The sequence below is a fragment of the Paenibacillus sp. NPDC057886 genome, assembly GCF_042796655.1.
Classification (GTDB): domain Bacteria; phylum Bacillota; class Bacilli; order Paenibacillales; family Paenibacillaceae; genus Paenibacillus.
In genome coordinates this window covers 296,164-315,724 of record NZ_JBHVMZ010000007.1, presented here as the reverse complement: position 1 = coordinate 315,724, position 19,561 = coordinate 296,164, and the positions used below count along the sequence as shown (strand labels likewise).

Here is a 19,561-nt window from a genome sequence, read left to right as displayed (position 1 = left end):
ATTTTGTTATTGACCATCCTTGAATGGCTGAACTGGTCAAACCAGGGTAAGACGATTGATGTTGCCTGACAAAACTTCACAGGAACGCTCGAATTTCTCACGTTCAGATGCATCCAGATTCAATTCGATAATCTCCTGGATCCCATCCCCGCCAATAATGGCTGGAACACCTGCACAGACGTTGCTCTGTCCATACTCACCGTCGAGGATAGCGGAGACAGCAATGATCTTGTGTTCATCGTTGAGAATCGAACGGGTAATATGTGCGAGTGCGTTACCTATTCCGAATTGGGTGGAACCTTTACGAGTGAATATTTCCCAACCGGCATCTTTCGTTTTGCGAGCGATATCTTCCAGGTCCAGATGTTTGAAACGTTCCTTGTGCTGCTCCATAATGTGCATAATCGGTTTACCTCCAATGGTGACATGCGACCATGCCACGAACTGGGATTCCCCATGCTCCCCGAGAGCATATCCATGCACGCTGCGTGGATCGATGGAGAAGACCTCGGACAACAGTGTTTTGAGCCGGGAGGAATCAATAGACGTACCTGTACCGATGACTCGTTCACGCGGAAGACCGGACAGCTTCCATACCATATAAGTTACTATGTCAACCGGATTGGCCGCGATGACAAAAATCCCCTGGAATCCGCTATTCATGATAGGAACAACGATATCTTTGGCAATGGACTCTGCTTCCTCCAGAATATCCAGACGTGTCTGCCCTGGCTTCGGATTTGCTCCGGCTGTCAGGACAATGACATCCATGCTGCCGCAATCTGCATAAGTGCCAGCGTATACCTTCGTGCGGTTGTGTGTGAAGTCCATGCAATGGGAAAAATCCAGCGCCTGTGCAACCGCACGGTCATACGTCCGGTCAACCATCATAATTTCTCTGCATATCGATTGATTAATCATGGAATACGCACAACTTGAACCGACAAGTCCCGCCCCGATCACCGCTACTTTACCTGATTTGCCTAACACTTCCGTTCAGCCCCCATTTACATTTAATTTATCCGTTCTTAATGAGACTTATGTTAAGTATAGTCCTTTATTTTATGCTAATAACTGCTTATACGTTACATAAGATAACACATGGAAAAGCTGTGCAGCAATGATTTCCTCTGTCGCGGGAGCGTATTGGAGTGATGGAGTTAACTAAATTGACATGAATAATTCATCTTCATAAAAATTGACGGCGTTTGCACCAGCGAATTTCGACATGACAGCATTCAATCTCATTGTCGGATGAAGGGTTATTTTTACGAATGAGGCAACTGACAAAAGTTCTTATGAATCCGCAGAAACAGAAGAAAAGCGTCAAAGGGATCAGCAAAGAGACTGACGAATACATACCGACAAGCAAATGAAAAATGCGTACTTGATCTATGAGACAGGTTGACCCGATCCGATGACAGTTCCAGAGGGGAACGCTGAAGCCACTACCTTGTATTCAAAAAGACTTCATTCCGGGAGGGAATAATAATGATTGCAGAAGCAGGAGCAACGACGGAAACGGCCAAGAGCCTGGGCATTGGTGCCAGTACTCTTCGTAAATATGCGGCAGCACTTGAGGAACAGGGATACCGATTCGAGCGTTCAGCCAACAAGTCCAGATTGTTCAAGTCGGACGATATCGAGTGCATTGAACGCCTGATGACAGAACTTAGGGAGCATAACCTGCCACTTGCAGATGCTGTGGTAACTGTACTGACTCCAGACATGCCTGCGATGGTAATAGAGGACGCTTCGGAGACGGAATGTGCCGCAACAGTCATGCCCGCAATATTTCCTGAGGGGCCTGAGCCAACTGGAGCCCTGAGATCTTATGAAGGTCTGGGACAACTGGTGAGTGAAGTGACATATGGTGCTGTCGGACAGCAAGACGATCAGGTCCAACTGCTGCAGCATCGGGTGGACGAACTGGAGTTAACGCTGCAACATCTGGCGGACACCCATCTTGCTCTCCAGGAGCAGATGGAGAAGCAGCGCCTGTGGATGAATGAGAAGCTGGAAGAGGAGCGGGACCGTGAACTGGTCACCAATCTGCGCAGCTTCCAGGGAAGAAAACGCAAACCCAAAGGAGCGTCGCTCCGAATGTTGTTCGGGCTGCTTCCCAAAAAGCACAAAGAAGCCTGAGACCCGGTCCATGCTCGTCGTGATTTTACACAGGCAGCTTGATATAATGAGCCCATACAACAACAAGACTGGCTGCTGATCTGTTCTGCATTAACGGAGAATAGAGAGATCAGATGGCTGGCGTGGGAGGATCTGTGGAGCTGCGACGAAGCTGGCAAAAACTGCTCGGTCTATGGACTGATCGTCCCCGACGGAAAGGTAAGAAGATCGCCGGGCGTTATACGATATATGACTTGCTCGGCATGGGAAGTTATGGACTGACATACCTGTGTACCGATGAACAGACTGGCAAGAATGTGGCGTTAAAAGAATCCAAACCCAGCAAGGGTAGACTCGCTGTACGGCTGCTGGACAGGGAGGCGGATGTGATGAATCGGATGGATCATCCGGCCATCCCTGAGTTGCTGGATGTGTTCACATACCGGGCGCGCAGTTACATTGTCACCGAGTATATCCTTGGGGAGACACTGGAACAGTGCATATTCGATCAAGGCCGCAAATATACGGAACGGGCATGTCTGGAGCTGGTAAAGCAACTGCTGGCTCCCATTGTGCATGTTCATGAGCAGGGATATATTCATGGAGATGTTCGTATTCCGAATGTCATTTTACGTAATGGGCAGGTGCATTTGATTGATTTTGGCCTGGCACGGCGCATGGGGGAGCCTTTGTTGCCTGAGCTGAAACGCCGGATGCGTGAATTGCCTGAGCCTGAAGATGAGCTGGCTGCACCGGACCAGGATTTGCAGGATATCGGTCATTTTCTTTTGTTCATGCTGTATTCCGCTTATGAGCCAGAGAAGGGCCGCAAACCGGCCAGCTGGCAAGAAGAACTCAAGCTTACGCCGGAGGTTCGCGATATGCTGGAACGACTGCTTGGACTTCGTCCAGGCTATGAAGGCGAGGCGCTGGAATTACAGGCGGATATTGAGCGTGTGCTGATGAAATTGCGATGAAATAAGAATAAGGGGTGTTTTGCTAACCGTGAGGACGGCGGGCAGAACACCCCTTTCAATACATATATCATGATTTAACGCCGGTCTAGCCGATACGAACATTTCTGTTTGGAAAAAGTAGTACCAACTTAGCTGGAGCTGTATTTTCTGCTTTTATAGTAGCCGGAGCCGTGGCGGCTATCCCGGTGTTTTGCATCCGAAGATGAATATCGTCTGTAGTTGCGTTTGCCAGAGGAACTGTTATACCGTTTACGGTGCGAAGAAGATTTGGAATCCAAAAGTTTGCCTAACATTTTCCTGAGCATGAGGTTTCCCTCCTTTCGACTTCAGCCGTTTTAAGCATATACGGGGCTCTGTTGGAGCGGGTTTCGGATTTTTTAAGGGGAATTGTATTCATTGGACAGGGGCTAGGCGTATAATAGGATGCTCGAGGATTACACGGAATTTTTTATTTTGAGCATTTCGCGTTACAATAGAAGACAGGATGAGATTTTAACGGACAGGAGTAGTTGTAATGATTACGTTGAAGACTAAAGAACAAATAGAACTTATGAAGAAGGCCGGAGAAATTCTTGCCGCATGCCATAGAGAAATTGCCGGAATGATCCGTCCAGGGATCACGACGCAGGAAATTGATCAGTTTGCAGAAGCTTTTATGAAGAAAAATGGCGCTACACCGGAACAAAAGGGATACAACGGGTACCAATATGCGACATGTGCGTCGGTTAATGATGTGATCTGTCATGGATTTCCGGGAAAATATGTACTGAAGGATGGAGACATCGTTACGATTGATATGGTCGTGAATCTGAACGGCTGGCTGGCCGATTCAGCGTGGTCGTATGCGGTGGGTCAGGTGACTCCAGAAGCACAACACCTGCTGGACGTCACCAAAACATCCCTCTACAAAGGGATTGAATTGGCTGTGATTGGCAACCGCATCGGTGATATCTCCAATGCGATTCAGACGTATGCGGAAGGTGAAGGTCTGTCGGTTGTCCGTGAATTTATCGGTCACGGAATCGGCGAGAAAATGCATGAGGAACCGCAGGTGCCTCACTACGGCCCACCACACCGTGGTCCACGTCTCAAGGAAGGCATGGTTATTACGATTGAGCCGATGCTGAACATTGGTACGTACCGTAGCAAGCTGGACTCGGATGGTTGGACAGCGCGTACTCAGGATGGAAGTCTGTCTGCCCAATATGAGCATACGATTGCCATTACAGCAGATGGTCCTGTCATTCTGACTGCTCAATAATGGTTCCCGATGTCTCCAATGTGATGATATTTGCATATTTCAAGGCGGCCCACGTTTGTGATCCGCCTGTTTCGGTTTAAACTATTTAGAGGCGATACACATAGAGCCGGTGGTGAATGATATCAGCTGACAGAGGGTTAACCCCTGTCCACTGGCAAGAAGGAGGTCATTTTGGTGTCTGAAAATAAACAGATCGTACTTGCGTCTCGTCCCGAAGGTGCCCCATCCAGAGAAGATTTTAAATTCATTGATGCACCGCTTCCTGAACCGGATGCAGGACAAGTCCTGGTACGTACGCTATATTTGTCTGTAGACCCATACATGCGGGGCCGCATGAAAGATACGAAATCCTATGCTCCCCCCTATGCGTTGAATGAAGTGATCAAGGGCGGAACGATTGGGCAGGTGGTGGAGTCTTCGGAACCCAATCTGCGCAAGGGGGATTTGGTATCCGGAATGTGGGGCTGGCAGCAGTATGCAGCCGTAAATACGGGAGATATTTCCCTGATTGATACAGAAGAGGCTCCAATTACGGCTTATCTGGGTGCGCTTGGCATGACCGGTTTGGCCGCTTATTTTGGCATGGAAGATATTGGTAAGCCGAAGGACGGTGAAACGGTGGTCGTCTCGGGAGCAGCCGGAGCGGTAGGCATGATTGCGGGTCAGATCGCCAAGATTGTAGGTGCACGTGTTATCGGGATTGCAGGTTCTGACGAAAAATGTGCTTATCTGAAAGAAAAACTGGGATTCGACGTGGTGTTGAACTATAAGCACGAAGAGGATATGTCTGTTGCCATTGAACGGGCTTGCCCGGCTGGCGTAGACGTATATTTCGACAATGTTGGCGGTGAAATCTCCGATGCGGTACTGCGCCATATTAATCGGAATGCACGTATTCCACTCTGTGGACAGATTTCGTCATATAATCTGGAGAAGCCGGATATCGGCATGCGCCCGCAGACGTTACTGTTAACCAATACAGCGTTGATGAAAGGCTTTCTGGTGAGTGACTATGCCAAATCCTTTAAGGAAGGCCGAGCCAAATTGGCAAAATGGATCAAGGAAGGCCACATACAGTTTGAAGAAAACATTGTGGAAGGTTTTGACCAGACGCCGGAAGCATTTATGGGTCTCTTCTCTGGAGATAACCTGGGCAAACAGCTTGTAAAGGTTGCGGACCCTGAATAGATATATAAAATCCCATGAACATATGCCAGAACAGGAAAAGACACGTTCCGCACGATGAAGTGCACAGAACGTGTCTTTTTAGTTGTTAGGATATTGCGATGTTGCTAGGAATCGGCAGCAACAACTTCCTTATAGTGCTTGTACATATATACCCGCCAGCGTACGATCATGCCGAAGGCTAGAAGGAAGAACAATCCACCCGTTTGAGGAATGCTCACATAACGCTGAATGACTTCATGCAGGATTAAACGTATTGCCAGCAATCCAAGCAGAATGAAAGCGAAGCTTCGTGAACGTGTGGCAAAAATTTCTTCGTTAACTCGTTCAAAACGGGTACTGCGAATGAGGGGATACGAGAATATAAACCAGCCCACCAACAGCGCGATAAGTGCCCATAGAAGCGGAACATGTGTCTCGGGTACTACGAACATGAGAAAACCCGTGCTCATTCCCAACGGGGGGATAAGTATTTTGCGAATGGTTACCGGACGGTGGCTGGCTTTCATTCGAATAAAAATGGCAAGCAGGGCCATGACGAGCATACCCAGAGTTGCACCGATCTGAAGGTAAGACGGACTGATTTGAGCCACGTAAAACTCCCTCTTTCTGGAATAATATGTTATCCGAACATCCGGAACATGATGCGAATTACCGGAATTTTCTGTTTCTATTATATCACAAACGAAGAAAGCCGATAGAATGCTTAGTGTATCATTTACCCGGATTGTATATAGAGGGTTCATTTGAAAAATTTGTATTATTGTACCCAGTGTGAGGCGGTTTATTCGAGTAAGGGGAAATCAGGAAATGAACGAACATTTATGGATGTACGCCCGACTTATCGGTTGGCAAAGTGCTGGCTGGTTTGAAGGGAAGGCCGCTTTGTTATTACAGTTGACCAGTATCATATGTGGAAGTGCACTTGTGCTCCTGTTATGCGCGTATGGTTACATCTTATGGGATAAGCATACAGCAAGGCGAAGAGATCGTCGCTTGTAGTGGACGGGTAGATATGGCCAATGGGAAGTACCCATATGCTTCGACTCAAGGCAGTACATCATCAGAACATGCAGGAAACCCCCTGATTGTGATGCAAACCATTGAATATGTACGAGCTTTTCTGATCAGTGGCATAGGATTGGTTCGATATAACATCAATATACTGTTGTTTACCTAACAAGCCTTCGGTGTATTCAAAAAAATAGGGTCATGGAAATCGGCGGTTACAAGACGGATACCCAGGTAGGTCACATAGAGCTTGTCATGCGGCTGCACAAACATATGAAACAGATGAAAGAGCGTGGACGTATTATATACATTCCCGATCCGATCTGCAGTGTCAAAGTACCGGAGACATGGAGGCAGCTGCGGAAGCAGCGTGCTGGCTGGCATAGGCAACTTGCGGGCAGCCTGTGGGAGCAACGCAACATGATCGGAAATCCGACCTATGGGTGGATGGGGATGGTATCGATTCCATATTTCATCCTTGTTGAATTGATGGGACCGGTTCTGGAGATTACGACGATATTTCTGCTGATTTCGGGAATGTGGTTACAAGTTGTGGATGCCAAGCTATGTATGGTCCTTGCTCTGCTTCTGGTACTCTATGGTTCCCTGTTGTCGGCTTGCGCGGTGATGTTTGAAGTATGGTCCTCCCGCAGAGCGTATACGTTTCGAGAGGTGACACGACTGCTTTTGTATGCATGCTCCGAGACATTCTGGTTTAGACCTATGAACAATGTATTCCGTATTTACGGACTGTTGCAGGTGGTGGGATACGGGAAGAAAGACAGTAAGAACGGAAAGGGGTAGTATACCGATCATAGTAATACCTTGGAACAGAGCAAGGAGGAATACGCTTCATGAATAGAAATCACAGGCCACTCACGGTATGGACATTGGCTTGCCTGACCGTGGTATCAGTGGTCCTGGTTATCCCCTGGATTTTGTGGCAATCACAGGCACCGACACCGCTTAACATCATGATTGTCGACAAAAGTAAACCGGACTTGTCCTATGTGGGGCATAAGGGACTGGTATGGATTCTGAATCAGCAGAAGATTGTCCAACAGACAGGGGAGCATTATAAGTATGAAGAAGACTACTACGGATATGATATACAGAACGGGATTTCCCGTATTGAGCGGACATTGCCGGATGAGGTGACAGACACAGACCTGATCTATCTGACGGCGAATCATCATATTTCATCTACAGATACGAATGAACGTATACAAGGTAAAGTCTATGAAGGTCTCACAATATATGATGCACACAAAATTCGTGAAGCCGCAACCAAAGGTGTAACAATTGTCGCTGAGTTTAGCGCCTTGTCGAATGCAGTTTCGAACATGACAAGAGAGCAATTGTATCCGATTCTGGGCATGAAAAGCAGCGGATGGCAGGGGAGATCGGTATCGGATCTGCAGAGCTTGGATGAAGTGCCGCAGAAAGTACGAATGAACTATGAGCTTAGGGAGAAAAAGGATTGGCCCTATCATGGAGCAGGCATTGTGTTGGTTCATGAGGATGGACGGGTAATTGTATTGAAGCAAGGCCGGGATGTAAAAACCGGTGACATAAAACTCGCCTTTACACAGGAAGGTGAGGAATGGAGTGGAATTACCCGGGACATCCATTACAGCGAATGGTTCGACATCACTGTACCTGGACAACAGGCTACTGTACTGGCCTGGTATAAGACGGATCTGACGGAGAATGGTCAGCAGAAACTGATGGACGCAGGTATTCCGGCGGAATTCGCTGCTCTTATCCGACATGAGGGCTACAATCGGACGTATTATATGGCAGGGTCCTTCGGAGAGCTGGAGCATTATTCATTCTGGCGCCGTATTAAGGGTTGGGATGTGCTAAAAACGAAGCTCACACCGGATCAAAAGGGAGTTCCGGATCGGTTTTACTGGAAAGTATACGTACCCGTGATGAAGAGGATTTTGCAGGAAGTCCAGACAGGGCAAGCACCCTGGCAATAGAACCAACCGTTCCTTCGGTAGCGGGACGGTAGGATACATAAGGAGGGCTGCAGATCATCTGCAGCCCTCTTCCATTTGTCATCAAAATATATCAGGCTTGGTGAAGATGCAGCAACCCATTCAGGAAAGCGGTCACGGACAGTTGCAGGCTCTCATCCGGGTCAAAGTTCATGCCGAAGCCGCCTTTCTCACCCATGGAGGCAAAGCCATGGCAAAGACTGCGTAAACCGCGAACGGCATGGAGCGCTTCCGCTTCATTTAGCGGATAAGGCTGCAACAGGCGGAGCAGCAGATCCAGGGCAGCTGTACTCTCCACAACGAGCTGCGGTTCCTGACGGTCCGGGGCATGGAAGAAGGCTTCGTACAGCCCAGGATGCTTGCGGACGAAGCCGATATATGCGGCAGCGACCTCCTGAATGGCTTCGTCACCCGAACGGCCAGCAGAAGCCTCGGTTAACGCACGGCTGAGCTGCTGTGCGGACATCAACGCCAATTCCTGGCGAAGCCCTGGAAGACCGTTGATGTGGTTGTATAGCGACGGGGAGCGCACATCCAGCCGCTGGGCCAGAGCGGCCAGTGTTAGCGAATGGAATCCGTCGCTGTCGGCAAGCTGGGCGGCGGCGCTTAACAGAGCGCCGCGATCCAGCCCTTGGCGGGGGCTCACAGGTGCCCCCCGGCAGGGCGCAGCCGCTGCTCCGCGTCTGCCGTAGCTGCGCGCATGGCCGCGGCGGGCTGACGCAGCATTCGTCCGTGCCCTACAGCGAGCACGGACGGTTCCAGCTCAGCCAGGCGCTTGGCGCTGGCAAGAGCAAGTTCCCGGTTCCACGTCGCCAGCGCGGGGAACGGAAAGAGCGGGCGCAGGCGGCCGGATACGGCGAGGCCGCCGTGCAGCTGATACGCGTCGCCAGCGATGAGCACGCGGCTGCGCGTATCCATGAAGGCCATATGGCCCGGCGTATGGCCTGGGGTGGCAATGGCGACCAGGGATCCGATCCGGTCGCCGTCATCGAGCAAGCGGTCCGGCCGGGTGCGGATCGCTTTGGGTACACTGCCGCGTACCGGAGTCTGTGACTCGCCGGGAAGCAGGGAAGCGTCTCCGGCGAGCAGCGGGGCATCTCGTCTGGAGATGCAGACCTCGGCTTTAGGCAGCGCATCCTTAAGACCATCCAGTGCACCAACATGGTCGCCATGGGCGTGAGTCAGAATGATTTTGGTAATTGGTTTGCCAAGGGATTGTGCAGTAGCCAGAATTCCCTTGAGACTGAATGGCATTCCGGCATCAATAAGGGTAAACCCCTCTTCTTCTTCAACGAGATATACGTTCACAGGGAAAAGGCGTGGAAGGAATGAAACTTGGACAACAGCATGCTCACGTGTAATTCGCATCATTGAATCCTCCTTAAAACTAATGTTGTTAGTAATATAACTAATGTCATTAGTTTTTGCAATACCCCATGTTGATATGCTTAAAAAATAGGATATTTTAAAATCCCAAAACACTTTACAAAAAAAGCGTTTTCAAAATAGGAATAACCGATTATAATAATCTCGTAAGCCCTTTCATATGTCTATCTTATTGGAGCCTTTCGCGAAGCGATCGGCTCACTTTTTTTGCTCTGTTCGCTTAAAACACGAATGGAACTCGACCATTTCACTTAGCCTATGAGGGCCTGTATATACTGGTATGACAGGGGGGAATCAGGTTTTCCAACCACCAAGTTGAGAATGTTGACAAACATAACTGTTATTCCTATAATGACAGTTATACTTGCCTTGGATTGAATGTTCATCGGTGAACGATATGCCGGGAAGGGAGTAAGTAATGAACAGTGAATTTACCATTGCTGTGCACTGTCTGGTCTTTCTGTCCATGAAGGATGAGTGTATGGCCAATAGTGAAGACTTGTCTCATAGTGTTGGTACGCATCCAGCCAGAGTACGCAAGGTGCTTAGTGTGCTGCGGAAGCATGGATACCTGACAACCAAGGAAGGTGCCCACGGTGGATATCTGCTCAGCCGTCCGAGTGGAGAAATCAAGCTTGGAGAACTGTACAGACTGGTAGCAGGTGGATCACTTGGTCCCAGCTGGTGTTCGGGAGAATCCGGTTCAACGTGCGTTGTTTCTTCCAATATGCAGGGTGTAATGGGTAGCATCTACGATGGAGGCGAAGAAGCACTAAGCGCTTATTTTGACCACATATCCATTGAGGATGTTAAGCATCGTATCGGTAATGGGGAAGAATGTTCCTTGTCCGTGGAACCCTTGTCCATGAAGGATAGATCATGACAGATTTGATCGTTAACAGCTCTTCATGATCTGGCCTTGGACTGCTGTTGTCAGGCATGGTGGACAGGCTATATAAGGGCGTTTGCTCCGGTTGTAAGATCCGTTAATGTTTCAGGCGATTCCGGGCATAACGTGAACACAGATGGAAGCGATCGTCTGCGCTGATGTTATTTTCGGAAGGTGAGTACTCGGTAGAGTTTGGCCTTGCGAACGTAAAAAAATTAAAAAGAACTTGGGGAGTGGAACGCATGTCCAGCATTGAAAACAATGAAACACTTCGCGTGATTAACGAACGTCACGCTGTCAAAAAATACGAAAATGGTTTTGTTATGCCTGAAGCAGATCTGAACGCTATCCTGACTGCCGCTTCCGAAGCACCGTCTTCATGGAATCTGCAGCACTGGAAATTCCTCGTGATCGAATCCGAAGCGGACAAAGCCAAGTTGCTGCCAATCGCTTACGGTCAAAGCCAAATCACAGACAGCTCCGTTACGATCGCTGTACTCGGAGATCTGGAAGCAAACCGCAACGCCGTCATTTATGATCAGGCTGTTGAAGCAGGTGCGATCCCAGCTGAAGTTCGTGACGCATTGGTTGGACAGATCAACGGTGCTTACCAAAATCCACAAATCGCCCGTGATGAAGCGATCCGCAATGCATCTTTTGCTTCACAGAACATTATGCTTGCTGCACGTTCCCTGGGATATGATACTTGCCCAATGGGTGGTTACAACCCGCAACAATTGATCGAAACATTCAACATCCCTGCGCGTTATTTGCCAACGTTGTTGATCACTGTAGGTAAAGCTGCAGTACCAGCTCGTCCAGCAGGTCGTTTCCCGCTGTCCGAAGTTGTTGTTAAAGGTTCTTTCTAAGACTGATTTTGAATCAGTTATCGCTATAGATATAACGTAAACAGCCGCATGTCCCCTCTAGAGGGAACATGCGGCTGTTTGTTTTAAAATGACAGTGGGGCATTATTTCTCTGGTGTTTCCGGGATTTTCGGTGCATTGAAATCTTCCAGATACTCAATCGCGTTATACATCATAACCGCAGCTTCGGCGCGGGTAATCGTTTCCTTGGGATTGAAGTTGCCCTCCGCATCGAGCGTATTAATCTTCAACACAAGTGAGCGTTGAACAGCGCCTTGAAATTCTGGAGTAAGCTCTTTTTCATCCGTGATATCTACAGGCTTGATATTAATCATCGGCAGGCCGCCTTTGGCTTCAATGCCTTGCATCAAGAAAAGGGTATACTGTTCACGGGTCAACGCTTTGGAAGGATCGATATCGTTTGACATCTTAATGCCATTGAACTGGGCACGGATAAAAGCATCACTGTACCATACGCCATCTTTTACGTTGGAGAAGTAGTCACTTGGTAGTGGTTGCTTGATAAAACGAATCGTGTCCAAATTCAGATGGAGACCATCTGCAATGAGTTGTATACCCTGAGCCGTGTTTAGTTCCTGTTCCGGTTTGAACAAGCTATCACTCACGCCTTTGATTAAGCCATCCTGATGCAAGGATTCGATCTTGTCTGCCCCCGCAATACCTTGAATATCAGTGAATTCCGCTTGAGCGGCGTGAATCGGACCAGCGCTCAGAGAAAGGGTGAGTAAAGCTCCGGCTGTTAATGTAGCCAATATATTTTTTTTCATGTCAGTTTCGCCTCACTTTTCCAGGGAGTATCCCTTTGTATAAAAGTTATTTGTCCCTATAGACGACCCTAATCCTCAAAAGGTTGCTGTAATTTTCTATGTTTCTCAACATGAAATTCCGTTGGATTATGTACAATGTGTTTGGACTATTGTAAGGCCTCTTGCTTTGTATTATGGTGAGGGTGAGATAACCACTGAAGCAAAAGTCTGTGAATTGGGTAAGTACATAACAGTGGAATCAACTATTCGGGTTACAACTTCTTATAATTGCATGGAATGACAGAGCAAGGTCAATCATTTGAACGAATAAGGAGAGAATGAAATGATGGAACCGACAGCAACGAATGAAGCTTTTTTCTATACAGGTACTTATGCATCAGCAGATCAGCCGGGGATATTTCTCTGTGCGTTGAACAGGGATACAGGTGAGTTGCGGATTGTAAATCATATGGATGGGGTGGATAATCCATCCTATCTGGCTTTATGCCCGGATGGGAATTGTCTCTACGTGGTAAGTGAGACAGATGAGGGAGAGGTGCTGGTCTATCGCAGGGATGCTGCGACGGGTGAGCTGCACATGATGGATCGCAAGTTGACGAAGGGCGCTTCGCCTTGTTATGTGTCTGTCACGGAGGACGGCAAGTGGGTGCTGACTTCGAACTACAGCAGCGGCAGTGTGAACGTATTCCCGATAGGAGATCAAGGCACACTTGGAGAGATGAGCGCGCTGATTGAGCATACGGGAAGAGGGCAGAATGATGACCGTCAGGAAGGGCCGCACGCTCACTCCATTCAACCAGACCCTTCCGGTCAGTATGCTGTTGTATGTGATCTGGGTCTGGATCAGATTATCGTGTATCGTCAGGAAGAAGGCCGCCTGGTTACGCATCGTGAGACGAATCAGCCTCCAGGTTCCGGACCGAGACATCTCGTCTTCCACCCCAACTTGAAATGGGCATATGTGATTAATGAATTGAGTAACACCGTTACGGCGTTCATGTATGATCAGCGCAGAGGTGAGTTCACTACGTTGCAGCATATCACCACCCTGCCTGAAGGACATTCTGGGGAAGGTACGGCAGCGGACATCCGTGTGTCCCCGTGTGGTCGCTTCCTGTATGCTTCCAACCGTGGGGACGACAGCATTGTGCTGTATCACATTGACCAGGAATCCGGTGAGCTGGAGGCTATAGAGTGGACTTCCACGATTGGTCAGACTCCGCGCAACTTCAACCTGCTGCTCGGTGGTATTCTGCTGGTGGCCAATCAGGACAGCAACAACCTCGTTGCTTTTCAGATCAATGGTGAAGATGGACGTCTAACACACAACGGATTCAAATTGGAGATACCCCGCCCTGTGTGTATTGCTCCGGTAGTTTAAGTTGAGATGACACAACATTCTTTGTTGCTCTCAGATTCCAATTGAGCGTGCGAGAATGAATTATCCAAGTCGAAAGATTCATCTTTCGGCTTTTTTCCTTTTTTTCATACATGGAATTACTAATTTAGACCTATAGATGGAATTATATGTTTAATTTAAAATGAATATATTAAAGCGCTTACATAAATATGAGATGGCGCTAACAAGGGATCGGGCTTACCAATTCGATTGGGGAGGCTATGGTTTTATGGGAAAACGATCGTTATGGAAGCGTACATTGCGGACCGCAGGGGTATCCCTGCTGAGCTCTGCGTTACTGGTTACTTCGCTCGGCCTTGGAAACACGCCGGTCACTCATGCTGCGGGTGCCCGTCAGATGGAGTTTCTGGACCGCGGTGTGGTTGCAGTGAAGACAGGCACAGGTGTGTTTGTCAGTTGGCGGCTTCTGGGTACGGAAGGGTCGAATGTATCGTTTAATGTCTATCGGGATGGAACCAAGGTAAACGCATCACCCATAACGAACAGCACCAACCTCCAGGATGCAAGCGGGACAAGCAGTTCAAAATATACGGTTCGAGCCGTAGTCAGTGGAACCGAGCAGGCTGCTTCGGCGGTAGCGAGCGTATGGGGCAATAATTATTTGTCCGTACCTCTCAGTGTGCCAGCAGGGGGGACAACACCGGATGGTGTGGCCTACACGTACAGTGCCAATGATGCGAGTGCAGGGGATGTGGATGGGGACGGCGAGTATGAATTGATCGTGAAGTGGGACCCGTCCAACTCCAAGGATAACTCCCAAAGCGGCTACACGGGGGAAGTATTTATTGATGCCTACAAATTGAATGGGACGCGCCTATGGCGTATCAGTCTGGGCAAAAACATCCGTGCGGGTGCTCATTACACACAGTTCATGGTGTACGATCTGGACGGAGACGGCAAGGCCGAAGTGGCGATGAAAACGGCTGATGGTACCAAGGATGGTACGGGAGTAGTCATCGGCGATGCCAGCAAGGATTATCGTAATTCAAGCGGATACGTTCTGTCCGGACCGGAGTTTCTTACGATCTTCAATGGACAGACCGGCAAAGCACTTTCCACGGTGAACTACGAACCAGCACGCGGCAATGTGTCCGATTGGGGAGACAACTACGGCAACCGGGTCGATCGATTCCTTGCGGCGATTGCGTATTTGGATGGGGAGCGGCCAAGTCTGGTCATGGCGCGTGGATACTACACCCGGACCGTGCTGGCGGCGTACAACTGGCGGGACGGACAATTGACGAAACAATGGACTTTTGATTCCAATACATCAGGTAATTCCGGTTATGCCGGACAAGGTAATCATAATCTGAGCGTGGCGGACGTGGATGGCGATGGCAAAGATGAGATCGTCTATGGGGCGATGGCGGTGGATGATAACGGCAAAGGACTCTATACGACAGGACTTCATCATGGGGACGCAATGCATCTCAGTGATCTGGACCCGGATCGTGCGGGACTTGAAGTATTCCAGGTGCATGAGACCGCGTCCAATGCTGGAGTGGAATTCCGTGATGCGCGTACAGGCCAGTTGATCTGGGGCATACCTACGACGAAAGATATTGGACGCGGGATGGCAGCGGATATTGATCCACGTTATAAGGGTGCCGAAGTATGGGCGGATGGTGGTTTGTATACAGCCAAAGGGCAGAAAATCGGGGCAACCCTGCCTTCCTCCACGAATTTTGGCATCTGGTGGGACGGTGACCTGCTCCGCGAATTGCTGGACAGCAACCGGATCGATAAATGGGACTACGCCAATAGCAAAACGGTTAATCTGTTGACGGCATCCGGTGTTTCTTCCAATAATGGAACGAAATCCACACCGAATCTGCAGGCTGACCTGTTCGGAGACTGGAGAGAAGAAGTGGTATGGCGGACCAATGACAGCTCTGCGCTGCGCATCTACACGACAACAGCCGTTACGGACAAACGGATCTATACCCTGATGCATGATCCGGTATACCGTCTTGGTATAGCTTGGCAAAATGTAGCCTATAACCAGCCGCCACACACGGGCTTTTATTTGGGAGATGGCATGAACACACCTCCTGTACCGAATATCCGGTATGCAGGTAAATAAGAGGAAGGCGCAAGATTTCATGTCAAACCCCGGGGTGATGTTACAGCGAATAAAACATACAACTGACAAGGGAACAACGGGCTTTGGTCGTTGTTCTTCTTTTTCTGCCATTTACACAGATATTCGGTAGAAATCGGAAAAAAACGTTTGACAGCCATATGTACTGCCCTTATGATACGTATATAACTCACTAAACAGGTAGGAATAATAAAAATGACTACGCTCTATTTGCGGAAGCAGTCATTTACAGTCACATGAGAGATCGTAGCATGAACAGAATAACGTTCTCACCGTATAGACGGAGGAACACCGCAGCGCATCATTTCTGGATGAAGCATACACGGCCATTGGGCCGGCATGACTTTATGAGGGAGAAGTGTGCGGGGGTTCCTCCGTTTTTTGTTTTTTTTCGGTGCGTTCCATGCTGTTCAGCCTGCCTGAGGTAATATTGCAGATCCATTCGGGGGGAGTGTTATCTATGAAAAAGAGAATTCATAAGGGTATTCTGGTTGGTCTGGCATTGGTGTTAACAGGGGTACTGGCGGCATGCGGATCGGAAAGCGGTGGCACGAATGCGGCAGGAACATCGGGGGGAACGGAAGGCGGCAAAGAAGGTACAAAAGCGATCGAGCTGCTGAATGTATCCTATGATCCGACACGTGAACTCTATGAGCAATATAACAAGGCGTTTGCGGCGTATTGGCTGAAAGAGAAAGGTCAGGAAGTAACGGTTAAACAGTCTCATGGCGGTTCAGGTAAACAAAGTCGTTCCGTCATTGATGGGTTGGACGCGGATGTGGTTACACTGGCATTGGGATACGATATAGATGCCATTGAAGATAAAGGTCTGATTAATGCGGGTTGGCAGGATAAATACGAGCATAACAGCTCTCCGTATACATCAACGATCGTATTTTTGGTACGCAAAGGCAATCCGAAAGGCATTAAGGACTGGGATGATCTTATCAAGGGAGATACCCAGGTCATTACCCCGAATCCGAAAACGTCCGGCGGGGCACGCTGGAACTATCTGGCGGCATGGGGATATGCGCTCAAACATAACAACAATGATGAAGAGAAGGCCAAAGCATTTGTTGCAGAATTGTTCAAACATGCGCCTGTCCTTGACTCTGGAGCACGAGGAGCGACGACTACGTTTGTAGAGCGCGGTATTGGTGATGTACTGCTTGCATGGGAGAATGAGGCTTTCTTATCGGTAAAAGAGCTGGGACCGGACAAATTCGATATTGTTGTGCCTTCGGTCAGTATTTTGGCTGAACCACCGGTAGCAATTGTAGATAAAAATGCAGACAAAAAAGGCAGCCGCGAAGTGGCGGACGCCTATCTGAAATATTTGTACAGCGAAGAGGGGCAAACCATTGCTGCCGAGAACTATTATCGTCCAACCCTGGACAGCGTGAAGGAAAAGTTCAAGGATCAGTTCCCGCAGCTTGAGCTGTTCACATTGAACGATGTATTTGGCACATGGCGCGATACCCAGGCCAAACATTTTAATGACGGCGGCATCTTTGACCAGATTTATGTTCCGGGCAGCTAATGCATCTGACGTCGATGATGTTGCGTGACCATGTAAGCGGCCAACCAGTCCGACCGACTGAAGGCAGAGAGGATGAACGTGCATGAGCAAGGTGATGGTGGCCCGGAGTCGCACACTGCCGGGATTTGGATTAACGATGGGTTACAGTGTGCTTTACCTGAGCCTGGTTGTACTTATTCCACTGGCAGCGCTCTTGTTTAACTCCACGGGGCTGACCTGGTCCACACTGATTGAGGTGGCGACGAATCCGCGGGTACTGGCTTCTTTCCAGGTGAGTTTTCTGACTGCAGGTGCAGCGGCCCTGATCGATCTGGTCCTCGGGCTGCTCCTGGCTTGGGTACTTGTCCGGTATGAGTTCCCTGGGAAACGGCTGTTTGATGCCGTCATTGATCTGCCTTTTGCCTTGCCGACGGCAGTGGCGGGGGTTGCCTTAACGGCATTGTATGCCGGAAATGGCTGGATTGGGCAGTTTGTGGAACCTTTGGGCATCAAGCTGGCTTATTCACAGGCGGGCATTACTCTCGCGCTGATGTTTATCGGGATTCCGTTTGTGGTGCGTACGGTGCAGCCGGTTTTACAGGAACTGGAGACTGAGGTGGAGGAAGCTGCGGCTACGTTGGGAGCGGGAAGATGGCGGATATTCCGGAAGATCCTGCTTCCGGATCTGATCCCGCCGCTGTTGACCGGTTTTGCGTTGGCCTTTGCCCGAGGCATTGGCGAGTATGGCTCAGTGGTGTTTATCTCAGGCAATATGCCGATGAAAACGGAGATTGCGCCCCTGCTGATCATGGCTAAGCTGGAGCAGTTCGATTATGCGGGAGCTACGGCGGTAGCCCTGCTGCTGCTGCTGGTCTCTTTTGTCCTGCTCTTGATCATTAATTCACTTCAACGCTGGAGCCGTAAGGCAGGCAGAGCTTAGTAAGCAGTGAACCAACCTAAACCAAAAGGAGGTACAGAATATGGCGGGTTCCGTTCCATTGACGCCTGCTTCCCGTGTGCGAACCGGGCCGGGGCCAAACCGTGCAACCACGGAAGCACCGTGGGTTAAATGGTTGTTGATCGGATTGGCAAGTCTGGTGCTGCTCTGGCTTCTCATCTTGCCGCTGGTGATCGTGCTAATGGAGGCATTAAAGCAAGGCTGGGGTGTCTACATTGCCGCCCTTACCGAACCGGATGCGATGTCGGCGTTAAAACTTACGCTGCTGGTTGCCGGGATCACCGTACCGCTCAATACGATATTCGGTGTGGCGGCTGCGTGGGTCATTACCAAGTTCCAGTTCAGGGGCAAAGGACTCATGATTACCCTGATCGATCTTCCTTTTTCGATCTCGCCTGTGGTAGGTGGGTTGATCTTTGTCCTCGTCTTTGGTTCAAATGGATGGTTTGGACCGTGGCTGGCCGAGCATGATATCAAAATTATTTTCGCCCTGCCCGGTATTGTCATCGCAACGTTGTTCATTACGTTCCCCTTTGTCGCCAGAGAGCTGATTCCGTTGATGGAAGACCAGGGCACGAGGGAAGAAGAAGCGGCGGTTACGCTTGGTGCCTCCGGGTGGCGGATCTTCTGGAACGTGACCCTTCCCAACATCAAGTGGGGTCTGCTGTATGGCATCATTCTGTGTAATGCGCGGGCGATGGGTGAGTTTGGGGCCGTGTCTGTTGTATCGGGACATATTCGCGGGGAGACCAACACGCTGCCGCTGCATGTCGAGATCCTGTATAACGAATATCAATTCTCCGCTTCGTTTGCCGTCGCCTCTTTGTTGCTGATTTTAGCTCTGGCAACGTTGCTGCTCAAGAGCTGGTTGGGTCATAAAACGATTCCCGAAAAGTGATGTAACACTCCTGTATCCATGCCGATCATCTTGGTTTTGAAGAGGGCTCCGAATGAAAATGAATTTTGTTTAAACTTCATGAAAATTCGGATTGACAGCTAATGGAAGCCCTGCTAATGTATAAACCAAGTATATAGGTTGGATAAGAATGAATTATAAGTCGGGTTGGATGAC

Annotated in this window: 20 protein-coding genes and 1 pseudogene; 14 read left to right on the top strand and 7 right to left on the bottom strand. The window is 49.3% G+C overall.

The genetic code is table 11. The features are described 5' to 3' along the window. Positions 1-36 precede the first annotated feature (36 nt). On the bottom strand, positions 37-990 hold the full coding sequence (locus ACFVQB_RS24430; protein ID WP_379445315.1) for an L-lactate dehydrogenase: 954 nt from the start codon (positions 988-990) through the stop codon (positions 37-39). Positions 991-1,491: 501 nt separating this feature from the next. On the opposite strand from ACFVQB_RS24430, the gene ACFVQB_RS24425 reads away from it, so the two are divergent. Continuing rightward, positions 1,492-2,145: a MerR family transcriptional regulator gene (locus ACFVQB_RS24425; RefSeq protein ID WP_379445313.1), complete on the top strand. Its 654-nt coding sequence runs from the start codon at positions 1,492-1,494 to the stop codon at positions 2,143-2,145. Positions 2,146-2,279: 134 nt separating this feature from the next. Further along, the gene (locus tag ACFVQB_RS24420; protein ID WP_379445311.1) at positions 2,280-3,101 is read left to right on the top strand and encodes a serine/threonine protein kinase; all 822 of its coding nucleotides are present in this window, start codon (positions 2,280-2,282) and stop codon (positions 3,099-3,101) included. A 128-nt stretch (positions 3,102-3,229) separates the two neighbouring features. On the opposite strand, the gene ACFVQB_RS24415 is transcribed toward ACFVQB_RS24420, so the two are convergent. After that, the gene (locus tag ACFVQB_RS24415) at positions 3,230-3,406 is read right to left on the bottom strand and encodes a hypothetical protein (protein WP_379445309.1); all 177 of its coding nucleotides are present in this window, start codon (positions 3,404-3,406) and stop codon (positions 3,230-3,232) included. A gap of 209 nt (positions 3,407-3,615) precedes the next feature. Here ACFVQB_RS24415 and map point away from each other — a divergent pair, with 209 nt between their 5' ends. Continuing rightward, complete coding sequence (gene map, locus ACFVQB_RS24410) at positions 3,616-4,362, top strand: type I methionyl aminopeptidase (RefSeq protein ID WP_379445306.1); 747 nt, start codon at positions 3,616-3,618, stop codon at positions 4,360-4,362. Positions 4,363-4,536: 174 nt separating this feature from the next. Beyond that, positions 4,537-5,550: an NADP-dependent oxidoreductase gene (locus ACFVQB_RS24405; RefSeq protein ID WP_379445302.1), complete on the top strand. Its 1,014-nt coding sequence runs from the start codon at positions 4,537-4,539 to the stop codon at positions 5,548-5,550. A 104-nt stretch (positions 5,551-5,654) separates the two neighbouring features. Here the strand turns inward: ACFVQB_RS24405 and ACFVQB_RS24400 are convergent, their stop codons facing one another. After that, a complete protein-coding gene (locus ACFVQB_RS24400) occupies positions 5,655-6,140 on the bottom strand; it encodes a CcdC family protein (protein ID WP_379445300.1) in 486 nt (161 codons plus the stop codon). Positions 6,141-6,357: 217 nt separating this feature from the next. On the opposite strand from ACFVQB_RS24400, the gene ACFVQB_RS24395 reads away from it, so the two are divergent. The 3 genes from ACFVQB_RS24395 (at position 6,358) to ACFVQB_RS24385 (ending at position 8,543) form a co-directional block, all read left to right on the top strand. After that, positions 6,358-6,549: a hypothetical protein gene (locus ACFVQB_RS24395; RefSeq protein ID WP_379445298.1), complete on the top strand. Its 192-nt coding sequence runs from the start codon at positions 6,358-6,360 to the stop codon at positions 6,547-6,549. A gap of 210 nt (positions 6,550-6,759) precedes the next feature. After that, complete coding sequence (locus ACFVQB_RS24390) at positions 6,760-7,362, top strand: glycosyltransferase family 2 protein (RefSeq protein ID WP_379445296.1); 603 nt, start codon at positions 6,760-6,762, stop codon at positions 7,360-7,362. A 50-nt stretch (positions 7,363-7,412) separates the two neighbouring features. Then, the gene (locus ACFVQB_RS24385) at positions 7,413-8,543 is read left to right on the top strand and encodes a hypothetical protein (protein ID WP_379445294.1); all 1,131 of its coding nucleotides are present in this window, start codon (positions 7,413-7,415) and stop codon (positions 8,541-8,543) included. 91 nt (positions 8,544-8,634) lie between these two features. Here ACFVQB_RS24385 and ACFVQB_RS24380 read toward each other — a convergent pair whose 3' ends face one another. The 3 genes and pseudogenes from ACFVQB_RS24380 to ACFVQB_RS24370 all read right to left on the bottom strand — a co-directional run bounded on the left by ACFVQB_RS24380 (position 8,635) and on the right by ACFVQB_RS24370 (position 9,929). Then, positions 8,635-9,027, bottom strand: coding sequence for a TetR-like C-terminal domain-containing protein (locus ACFVQB_RS24380; protein WP_379445514.1), 393 nt, complete (start codon positions 9,025-9,027; stop codon positions 8,635-8,637). A gap of 51 nt (positions 9,028-9,078) precedes the next feature. Continuing rightward, positions 9,079-9,207, bottom strand: a pseudogene (locus tag ACFVQB_RS24375) (TetR family transcriptional regulator); the annotation flags it as partial. Beyond that, positions 9,204-9,929 carry an MBL fold metallo-hydrolase gene (locus ACFVQB_RS24370; RefSeq protein WP_379445509.1) on the bottom strand — a complete coding sequence of 242 codons (726 nt, stop codon included), beginning with the start codon at positions 9,927-9,929 and terminating at the stop codon, positions 9,204-9,206. The pseudogene ACFVQB_RS24375 and the gene ACFVQB_RS24370, both read right to left, overlap by 4 nt. Before the next feature lie 436 nt (positions 9,930-10,365). Between ACFVQB_RS24370 and ACFVQB_RS24365 the strand changes: the two genes are divergently transcribed. Beyond that, positions 10,366-10,830, top strand: coding sequence for an Rrf2 family transcriptional regulator (locus ACFVQB_RS24365; protein ID WP_379445292.1), 465 nt, complete (start codon positions 10,366-10,368; stop codon positions 10,828-10,830). A 248-nt stretch (positions 10,831-11,078) separates the two neighbouring features. Next, positions 11,079-11,705, top strand: coding sequence for a nitroreductase family protein (locus ACFVQB_RS24360; RefSeq protein ID WP_379445290.1), 627 nt, complete (start codon positions 11,079-11,081; stop codon positions 11,703-11,705). A gap of 102 nt (positions 11,706-11,807) precedes the next feature. On the opposite strand, the gene ACFVQB_RS24355 is transcribed toward ACFVQB_RS24360, so the two are convergent. After that, positions 11,808-12,491 carry an S-layer homology domain-containing protein gene (locus ACFVQB_RS24355; RefSeq protein ID WP_379445287.1) on the bottom strand — a complete coding sequence of 228 codons (684 nt, stop codon included), beginning with the start codon at positions 12,489-12,491 and terminating at the stop codon, positions 11,808-11,810. 322 nt (positions 12,492-12,813) lie between these two features. Here ACFVQB_RS24355 and ACFVQB_RS24350 point away from each other — a divergent pair, with 322 nt between their 5' ends. The 5 genes from ACFVQB_RS24350 to cysW all read left to right on the top strand — a co-directional run bounded on the left by ACFVQB_RS24350 (position 12,814) and on the right by cysW (position 19,387). After that, positions 12,814-13,872 (top strand): lactonase family protein, encoded by a 1,059-nt coding sequence (locus ACFVQB_RS24350; RefSeq protein ID WP_379445284.1) that lies wholly within the window; start codon positions 12,814-12,816, stop codon positions 13,870-13,872. Positions 13,873-14,119: 247 nt separating this feature from the next. Then, positions 14,120-15,994, top strand: coding sequence for a rhamnogalacturonan lyase (locus ACFVQB_RS24345; RefSeq protein WP_379445282.1), 1,875 nt, complete (start codon positions 14,120-14,122; stop codon positions 15,992-15,994). 478 nt (positions 15,995-16,472) lie between these two features. Then, the gene (locus ACFVQB_RS24340) at positions 16,473-17,552 is read left to right on the top strand and encodes a sulfate ABC transporter substrate-binding protein (RefSeq protein ID WP_379445280.1); all 1,080 of its coding nucleotides are present in this window, start codon (positions 16,473-16,475) and stop codon (positions 17,550-17,552) included. An 82-nt stretch (positions 17,553-17,634) separates the two neighbouring features. Continuing rightward, positions 17,635-18,471, top strand: a complete 837-nt coding sequence (gene cysT, locus ACFVQB_RS24335) for a sulfate ABC transporter permease subunit CysT (RefSeq protein WP_063566191.1) — start codon at positions 17,635-17,637, stop codon at positions 18,469-18,471. Between the two features lie 40 nt (positions 18,472-18,511). Further along, positions 18,512-19,387: a sulfate ABC transporter permease subunit CysW gene (gene cysW / locus ACFVQB_RS24330; RefSeq protein ID WP_063566190.1), complete on the top strand. Its 876-nt coding sequence runs from the start codon at positions 18,512-18,514 to the stop codon at positions 19,385-19,387. Positions 19,388-19,561 lie beyond the last annotated feature (174 nt).

Bases quoted from the DNA above. Each gene is read 5' to 3' on its own strand.
- ACFVQB_RS24340 (WP_379445280.1), top strand. From the start codon at position 16,473: ATGAAAAAGAGAATTCATAAGGGTATTCTGGTTGGTCTGGCATTGGTG.
- cysT (WP_063566191.1), top strand. From the start codon at position 17,635: ATGAGCAAGGTGATGGTGGCCCGGAGTCGCACACTGCCGGGATTTGGA.
- ACFVQB_RS24415 (WP_379445309.1), bottom strand. From the start codon at position 3,406: ATGCTCAGGAAAATGTTAGGCAAACTTTTGGATTCCAAATCTTCTTCG.
- cysW (WP_063566190.1), top strand. From the start codon at position 18,512: ATGGCGGGTTCCGTTCCATTGACGCCTGCTTCCCGTGTGCGAACCGGG.
- ACFVQB_RS24350 (WP_379445284.1), top strand. From the start codon at position 12,814: ATGATGGAACCGACAGCAACGAATGAAGCTTTTTTCTATACAGGTACT.
- ACFVQB_RS24360 (WP_379445290.1), top strand. From the start codon at position 11,079: ATGTCCAGCATTGAAAACAATGAAACACTTCGCGTGATTAACGAACGT.
- ACFVQB_RS24370 (WP_379445509.1), bottom strand. From the start codon at position 9,929: ATGCGAATTACACGTGAGCATGCTGTTGTCCAAGTTTCATTCCTTCCA.
- ACFVQB_RS24390 (WP_379445296.1), top strand. From the start codon at position 6,760: ATGGAAATCGGCGGTTACAAGACGGATACCCAGGTAGGTCACATAGAG.
- ACFVQB_RS24355 (WP_379445287.1), bottom strand. From the start codon at position 12,491: ATGAAAAAAAATATATTGGCTACATTAACAGCCGGAGCTTTACTCACC.
- ACFVQB_RS24385 (WP_379445294.1), top strand. From the start codon at position 7,413: ATGAATAGAAATCACAGGCCACTCACGGTATGGACATTGGCTTGCCTG.
- ACFVQB_RS24425 (WP_379445313.1), top strand. From the start codon at position 1,492: ATGATTGCAGAAGCAGGAGCAACGACGGAAACGGCCAAGAGCCTGGGC.
- ACFVQB_RS24345 (WP_379445282.1), top strand. From the start codon at position 14,120: ATGGGAAAACGATCGTTATGGAAGCGTACATTGCGGACCGCAGGGGTA.
- ACFVQB_RS24365 (WP_379445292.1), top strand. From the start codon at position 10,366: ATGAACAGTGAATTTACCATTGCTGTGCACTGTCTGGTCTTTCTGTCC.
- map (WP_379445306.1), top strand. From the start codon at position 3,616: ATGATTACGTTGAAGACTAAAGAACAAATAGAACTTATGAAGAAGGCC.
- ACFVQB_RS24380 (WP_379445514.1), bottom strand. From the start codon at position 9,027: ATGTCCGCACAGCAGCTCAGCCGTGCGTTAACCGAGGCTTCTGCTGGC.
- ACFVQB_RS24395 (WP_379445298.1), top strand. From the start codon at position 6,358: ATGAACGAACATTTATGGATGTACGCCCGACTTATCGGTTGGCAAAGT.